Source organism: Brevundimonas sp., assembly GCF_035561115.1.
In the GTDB taxonomy this organism is placed as follows: Bacteria; Pseudomonadota; Alphaproteobacteria; order Caulobacterales; family Caulobacteraceae; genus Brevundimonas.
In genome coordinates, this window is record NZ_DATMYH010000058.1 from 1 (window position 1) to 6,748 (window position 6,748).

Sequence of the window (6,748 nt, forward strand, 5' to 3'; positions counted from 1 at the left end):
CCTGTTCGGACCCGTCCTCACGGCGGCGGACGGCCTTGGGGAACTGGCCGCGCACGCGCTTCAGATCGGCGAAGACGCGGTAGCGCCCCTCGCTCTTGACCTGCTCCACGGCAGTCTGGAAGGCGGCCTTGTAGTCGTACAAGCGAACAGCTCTGCTGGCGGCGAAAACTTGCCGCGTGATGCGCCGATCGGGCCGATTTGTCCATGAAACGGACCGGACAAATCGCCGCAAACCCTTAATTGATAACGATTCTCAAGAACCCGACCCTTAGTCCTTCGGCAATTCGTCCAGCTTGCCGCGCAGCATCTGCAGGATGGCCGAGAAGTCGCGGCCGCCGTAGCCGAGGCCGTTGAACATCTGGAACAGGGCTTCAGTCTGGGCCCCGAGCGGCGTCGAGGCCCCGGATTTGGCGGCGGCGTCCTGGGCCAGCTTGAGATCCTTCAGCATCATGGCCGCCGCGAATCCGCCCTCGTAGTTGCGGTTCGACGGCGCGGTCGGCACCGGGCCCGGCCAGGGATAATAGGTCGTCGTGCTCCAGCTCTGGCCCGAGGACTTGGCCACGATGTCGAACATCTTCACCGGATCGAGGCCCAGCTTCTCGGCCAGGCCGATGGCCTCGCAGGTGCCCAGCATGGTGATGCCGAGGATCATGTTGTTGCAGATCTTGGCCGCCTGCCCTGCCCCGTGGTCGCCGGCGCGGAAGGTCGCGCGGCTCATCGGCTCCAGCGCCGCCTCGATGCGGGCGAAGTCCGGCTCGTCGCAGCCGACCATGAAGGCGAGCGTGCCCGCCTCGGCCGCCATCGTGCCGCCGGACACCGGCGCGTCGGCGAAGGCGTAGCCCGCCGCCTTCGCCAGACCGGCGACCTTGCGGGCCGTGTCCACGTCGATGGTCGAACAGTCCAGCAGCAGGGCCGGAGCCGGCGCGGCGCCGATGACCTGCTCCGAATAGACCTTCAGCACATGCGGGCCCGCGGGCAGCATGGTGATGACGACGTCGGCGTCCCTGACGGCCTCGGCGACGGATCCGACGGGCGTGCAGCCGGCGGCGGCGGCGCGATCCAGCGCGGCCTGCGACAGGTCGAAGGCCGCCACGGCGTGGCCGGCTTTCGCCTGGTTGGCCGCCATGCCTCCGCCCATATTGCCCAGACCGATGAAGGCTATCCTGAGGGTCATGGCGTCGTCTCCCGAATGGTTTTCGGGAGCGTTAGCCCGTCCCCCGCCCCGTCGCCAGCGGCGCCGGCCGGTTTTTCGTTCAACCCGGCTTGCGGAACCGGAGCATGAACTGGCTGGTCCGCCCGCGGATCGACGGATCGAAGACGCTGGCGGTGCGGGGGTCCGCCGGATTGGCCAGGATGTCGCTCTCGCCGTCCAGCACGAAGCCGGCGGCCAGGACTTCCCGTTTGACGGCGTCGATGTCGATGCGGTGCACCGTGTCGGAGGCGGTCAGGGGCGCGCCGGCGACCGCATGGTGATCGACGACGACATAGAGACCGCCCGGCTTCAGCGCGCGGAACACGGCGGCGTTGATGTTCGCGGCCGTCTCCGCCGGGGCGACGTTCAGGTGCAGGTCGTGATAGTTCTGGGCCGTGAACACCAGGTCGAGGTCGGATGGAAACGCGGGCGCGCCCAGCGACCACCGGACGCCCTCCACATTGGCCAGGGCGTCGACGGTGGTCAGGCTTTCACCATAGCTGGCCTGGAAGGCGATGAACTCGGCCGGCTGCCAGGCGGTGACATGGCCTTCGGCTCCCACGGCGGCCGAGAACAGGCGGGTGAAATAGCCGCCGCCGATGATCATGTCGGCGACCTTCTGACCGGGCTGGACCCTGGCGAAGTCCAGGGTTTCGGCGGCGTGCCGGGCCTCGTCCCGCGCCCGGTCCGCAGCCGGACGGCCGGGGTCGGCCAGCGCCGCCGCATAGCTGCCGGGATCGGAAGGGGTCGCCGCGCCGGCCGTCCAGCCGGCGGATGACAGGGCGATCGCCGCCGCAGCGGCCATGAACAGGGAACGACGCATGGCAAATCCTCCTGACGCGCTCTGACGGCGCCGGAGGAAGAAGCTAGACCTTGCGGGGCCCGCCGTCAGCCCGGTTTGCGAAAGCGGTAGACGAACCGGTCGGTCCGGCCGCGGATGCTTTCGTCGAACACGCTCAGGGAATGGTCGTCGCCCGGAACGCGGACCGCGTCGCTTTCGCCGTCGAAGACGAACCCCGCCGCCTCGACCTGCCGCCGCAGCTCCGCCGCCTCGATCCGGTGCAGGGTTCCCGCCACGCCGATCCCGGCCCCGGCGGCCGCCTGGTGGTCGAGGATGACATAGAGACCGCCCGGCTTCAGCGCCGCGAACACCGCCGCGTTCATCCGCGCCACGTCGACGTTGAACCGGGGGATGGCGAAGTCGTGATACTCCTCGCCCATGAAGACCACGTCCAGCGGCCGGTCGAAGGTCATGGTCTCCAGCGCCCCGGTCACGCGACTGACGTTCGGATAGGTCGAGGCCAGGGTGTCGGCGAAGCCGTTCTCGCGCTGCGCCGTCTGGTTGGGCACGAAGGCGTAGACGTGCCCCCCCGGGCCCACCGCCGGTGCGAACAGCCGGGTGAAGTATCCCTCTTCGGGACGGATGTCGGCGATCGCCTGCCCCGGCGCCAGCCGCATCAGGGCCAGCATTTCGGCGGGCTTGCGCAGCGGGTCGCGCGCGACCTCGGCCGGCAGGCGGCGGGAATCGGCCACCGCCGCCGCATGGCCGGCCGCCAGATCGGGCCGCGCCTCGCTCCCCGGGACGACCATCCCGTCGCTGGTCATCGCGCAGCCGCCGAGCGCCGCCGCCGCGGCCAGCGCCAATGCCAAAGTCCTGATCATGACGGCCCTCTCCCTGATTGCGGCCGCCAGCTACGCTCGCGACCGGACGGGATGCAAGACCTCAGGCCCCGGCATCAGGGCAGCGGCGTCCATTCCTCGCCCGCCGGCAGGGGCGCGAACAGGGCGTCCAGGGCCGCGTCGGTCACCCCCGCCAGGGCGGCTGGCGACCAGGCCGGCGTATTGTCCTTGTCGACGATGACGGCGCGCACGCCCTCCTGGAAGTCGTGGCTGCGCACCACCCGGCCGCCGAGCCGGTATTCCATGGCCATGTTCTCGGCAAAGGTCGCCAGCGTCGCCCCGAGGCGCAACTGGCGCAGGGTGACCTTCATCGACTGCGGCGACTTGGACTTCAGGATCGCCAACTGCGTCAGGGCCCAGTCCGACCCGTCGGTCTCGAGCGCTGCGAAGATCTCCTCGACCGTGTCGAAGGCGAACAGTCGGTCGATAGCCTCGCGATGCGCCGTTGTCGGCGCCGGTCCCGGGTCGGAGGCCATGGCGTCGGCGACGGTCCTGGGCTCGGCCGCATGGGCCAGCAGCGCGGCCTTCAGCGACTCGAGCCGGTCCGACGGCACGAAATGCGTATGGATGCCCAGGGCCACCGTATCCGCCGCCTTCAGCCGGGCCCCGGTCAGGGCCAGCCAGACCCCGGTCTGGCCCGGCAGCCGCGGCAGGAACCAGCCGCCGCCCACGTCGGGGAACAGGCCGATGCCGGTCTCGGGCATGGCGTAGGTCGTCCGCTCGGTGGCGACGCGCACGTCGGCGGGCTCGGAGATGCCGACCCCGCCGCCCATGACGATGCCGTCGACGATCGCCGTGACCGGCTTCGGATACTCGAACAGCAGATGGTTCAGCCGGTATTCGCTCAGGAAGAAGGCCTTCGCCCCCGACGCATCGCCCGCCCCGCTCTCGGCGATCATGCGGATGTCGCCCCCGGCGCAGAAGCCGCGCTCGCCCGAGTGGTCGATCAGGACCGACTGCACGGCGGCGTCTCCGCGCCACGCCAGCAGCGCCGCCGTCATCGCCTCGCACATGCCCCGGTTCAGCGCGTGCAGCGCCTTGGGCCGGTTCAGGGTGATGCGGCCGACGCCGGATTCGACGCGGGTCAGGACTTCGGAATCGCTCATGCGGCGGCTGTAGGGCGACCCGGTCGAACGGTCCAGCCTCAACGGCGGGGCGTCACCGTCATCTTGTAGGGAACGAACAGGGCCAGATCGAGCGGCCCGGACTGGCGCCACGTGACGCGGTTCGACAGCCCCTCCACCTCGACCGCATATCCCTCGCCGAAGGTCGCCGAGGTCGCGCGCGCGTCCGCCGAGATGGCCGCCAGGATGGGCGCGCGGTACTGGGCCGGATTGATCACCGTCAGCTGCCAGTCGCCGCTGACATCCGCCAGCGACCGGCCGACGGGATCGATTCCCTCGACGAACGCCTCGATCCGTTCCGATGCGGCGTCAAGGGTGTCGCCGGCCCGGATCGGCGTCTTCACCACCAGACTGGCCACGCTGGTGTCGCTGCGTCCGGGATCCATCCCCAGCGTCAGGGTCGAGACCATGTCCTCGGTCAGGGGAACCAGCGTCCCGTCGTCCTCGATCGAAAGATCGATGTCGGCGCGGCCCGCGGCGGCCCGCGCCATGGCGCGCAGGGTCTGGGTGATCTCGTTGCGCCGGCCGGGGGCGTCGCGCGTATCATTCACCACCCGCACGGCCACGACCAGATTGTCGGCCCGCCGCTCCAGCTGGATCACCGGCACGTCGTCCGGGTCCCACTCGATGGCGCGCGAGCCGGTGACGATGATCTCGTCGACCTGGTCCTGGGCCGCCGCGGGCAAGGCGGAAGCGGCGACCAGCAAGGCGACTATGGCGAAAAGTTTCATGATCGATCCTCCCGCGGCCGAGCTTCGCACGACCGCAGGTAGGCGTCACCTTTGAGAGAGGATTTGGCCTGGCCCGGGCCCGGAGAGTGCAATGGCGATCCGAAGATAGATGAAGGCCGCCGCCCACATGGCCGCCGTGATCGAGACAGGCGCCAGGTAGTTCGGGAGATAGGTCAGACTACTGGCCTCGTACGGTGTCACTCCTCGCGTAGGTTGGAGAATCTCTTCGAGTGCAAAATACAGGCCTAACCCAAGAACCGGAGCAGCGGGAACGATCGACGCGATGGCGAAAAACCACCCTCGACCGAGGCCCCGAAGCCGCACCACCCAGTATGCCAAAATCAGGAAAGGCGTCCCGAACACGCCTATCTCGAAGATGCCGCGGACGAACCAGACTGGAGTGCGCGTCGCCCACAGATGGACCATGTCGGCGTCAAGACCGTAGCGAAACTGATCGGTGAGCCACATGAGAGGCAAGAAAACCGCCCCAGCGACGGGAATAGCCGCAAGCAGGCCGATCCACGACCAGGGAACCAGGCGTGCGGTCACTGCCGCAGCATCTCCCGCGCCGTGATCACCCGCATGATCTCGTTGGTGCCCTCGAGAATGCGGTGGACCCGCAGGTCGCGCACGATCCGCTCCAGCGGATAGTCCTTCAGATAGCCGTAGCCGCCGTGCAGCTGAAGCGCTTCGTCGGCGATCTGGAAACAGGCGTCGGTGGCGAACCGCTTGGCCATGGCGCACCATTTGGTCGCCTCGGGATGCCGCGTGTCCATGGCCCAGGCCCCGCGCAGGACCAGCAGGCGCGCCGCCTCCAGCTGGGTCGCCATGTCGGCCAGCTTGAACTGGACATTCTGGAAGTCTGACAAGGGCTTGCTGAACTGTTTTCGCGTCGTGACATAGGCCTGCGCCGCCTCAAGGGCCAGCCGCGCCCCGCCCAGCGAACAGGCGGCGATGTTCAGCCGCCCGCCGTCCAGACCCATCATGGCGTAGCGGAAGCCGTCGCCCTCCTTGCCCAGCAGATTGGCCGCCGGGATGCGGCAGTCGTCGAAGGCGACGATGGCCGTGGGCTGGCTGTTCCAGCCCATCTTCCTCTCCTGGGCTCCGAAGCTCAGACCCGGCGCGTCCTTCTCGACCACGAAGGTCGAAATGCCCTTCGGCCCGTCCTGCCCGGTGCGGGCCATGACGACATAGACGTCCGACGTTCCCGCTCCCGAGATGAAGGCCTTGGAGCCGTTCAGCACCCAGTGGTCGCCGTCCAGCCGCGCCGTGGTGCGCAGACCGGCCGCGTCGGAGCCGGACCCGGGCTCGGTCAGGCAGTAGCTGGCGATCCGCTCCATCGACACCAGCGAGGGCACATAGCGGGCGCGCAGATCGTCCGAGCCGAATTTGTCGATCATCCACGTCGCCATGTTGTGGATCGAGATGAAGGCCGCCGTCGACACGTCGCCCCGCGACAGCTCTTCAAAAATCAGGGCCGCCTCGACCCGGCCCAGGGCCATGCCGCCATGCTCCTCGCCGGTGTAGATGCCGCAGAAGCCCATCTCCGCGGCCTGACGCATGACATCGACCGGGAAATGCTTGGTCTCGTCCCATTCGGCGCTGTGCGGGGCCAGCTCCGCCTCCGCGAACTGCCGGGCGGCATCCTGGATGGCGCGCTGGTCGTCGTTGAGGGCGAAGTCCATGAAAGCTCCCGTCGCGTCGGCGGCCTCTGCCGGGCCGCTCGGCGTGCTTCTATCCAACCCCTCGCGCGGCGTCACCCTCAACCCCACGTCCATTTCTGACGTAGGTCCGTGCCAGATTGCTCGCGACCGAAACCCGATTGACGCAAGGAGAAGTGGACTCAGTGGACGGAGTGGACTCATCGGACGGTGTTTTTCCCGGCGCACGAAGCGGACTCTTCGGACGCTTCGGACTCTTCGGACGGTGTTTTTCGCCGGGGAACAGACTGATCCGGATCGGTCAAACGCTTCGCGCCTGTTTTCCCCGCGGCTCAAGCCGCCTATGACCCCCCGCATGAC

The 6,748-nt window shown here is 68.6% G+C and carries 7 protein-coding genes and 1 pseudogene; all 8 read right to left on the reverse strand.

Features of this window, described 5'->3' with window-relative positions; translation table 11 throughout:
* Positions 1 to 142, reverse strand: a pseudogene (locus VN378_RS07275) (5-aminolevulinate synthase); the annotation flags it as partial.
* 126 nt (positions 143 to 268) lie between these two features.
* Positions 269 to 1,345, reverse strand: a complete 1,077-nt coding sequence (gene mmsB, locus VN378_RS07280) for a 3-hydroxyisobutyrate dehydrogenase (protein ID WP_325742403.1) — start codon at positions 1,343 to 1,345, stop codon at positions 269 to 271.
* Positions 1,254 to 2,015, reverse strand: a complete 762-nt coding sequence (locus tag VN378_RS07285) for a methyltransferase (protein ID WP_325742393.1) — start codon at positions 2,013 to 2,015, stop codon at positions 1,254 to 1,256. Before VN378_RS07285 ends, mmsB begins: the two co-directional genes overlap by 92 nt.
* Positions 2,016 to 2,080: 65 nt before the next feature.
* Positions 2,081 to 2,854 (reverse strand): hypothetical protein, encoded by a 774-nt coding sequence (locus tag VN378_RS07290; RefSeq protein WP_325742395.1) that lies wholly within the window; start codon positions 2,852 to 2,854, stop codon positions 2,081 to 2,083.
* Positions 2,855 to 2,928: 74 nt separating this feature from the next.
* Entirely contained in the window at positions 2,929 to 3,978 is a 1,050-nt protein-coding gene (locus tag VN378_RS07295; RefSeq protein ID WP_325742396.1) for an enoyl-CoA hydratase/isomerase family protein, read from the reverse strand.
* Between the two features lie 38 nt (positions 3,979 to 4,016).
* Positions 4,017 to 4,727 (reverse strand): hypothetical protein, encoded by a 711-nt coding sequence (locus VN378_RS07300; RefSeq protein ID WP_325742398.1) that lies wholly within the window; start codon positions 4,725 to 4,727, stop codon positions 4,017 to 4,019.
* A 45-nt stretch (positions 4,728 to 4,772) separates the two neighbouring features.
* Entirely contained in the window at positions 4,773 to 5,276 is a 504-nt protein-coding gene (locus tag VN378_RS07305; protein WP_325742400.1) for a hypothetical protein, read from the reverse strand.
* Positions 5,273 to 6,412, reverse strand: a complete 1,140-nt coding sequence (locus VN378_RS07310; protein WP_325742401.1) for an isobutyryl-CoA dehydrogenase — start codon at positions 6,410 to 6,412, stop codon at positions 5,273 to 5,275. Before VN378_RS07310 ends, VN378_RS07305 begins: the two co-directional genes overlap by 4 nt.
* Between the last annotated feature and the right edge of the window lie 336 nt (positions 6,413 to 6,748).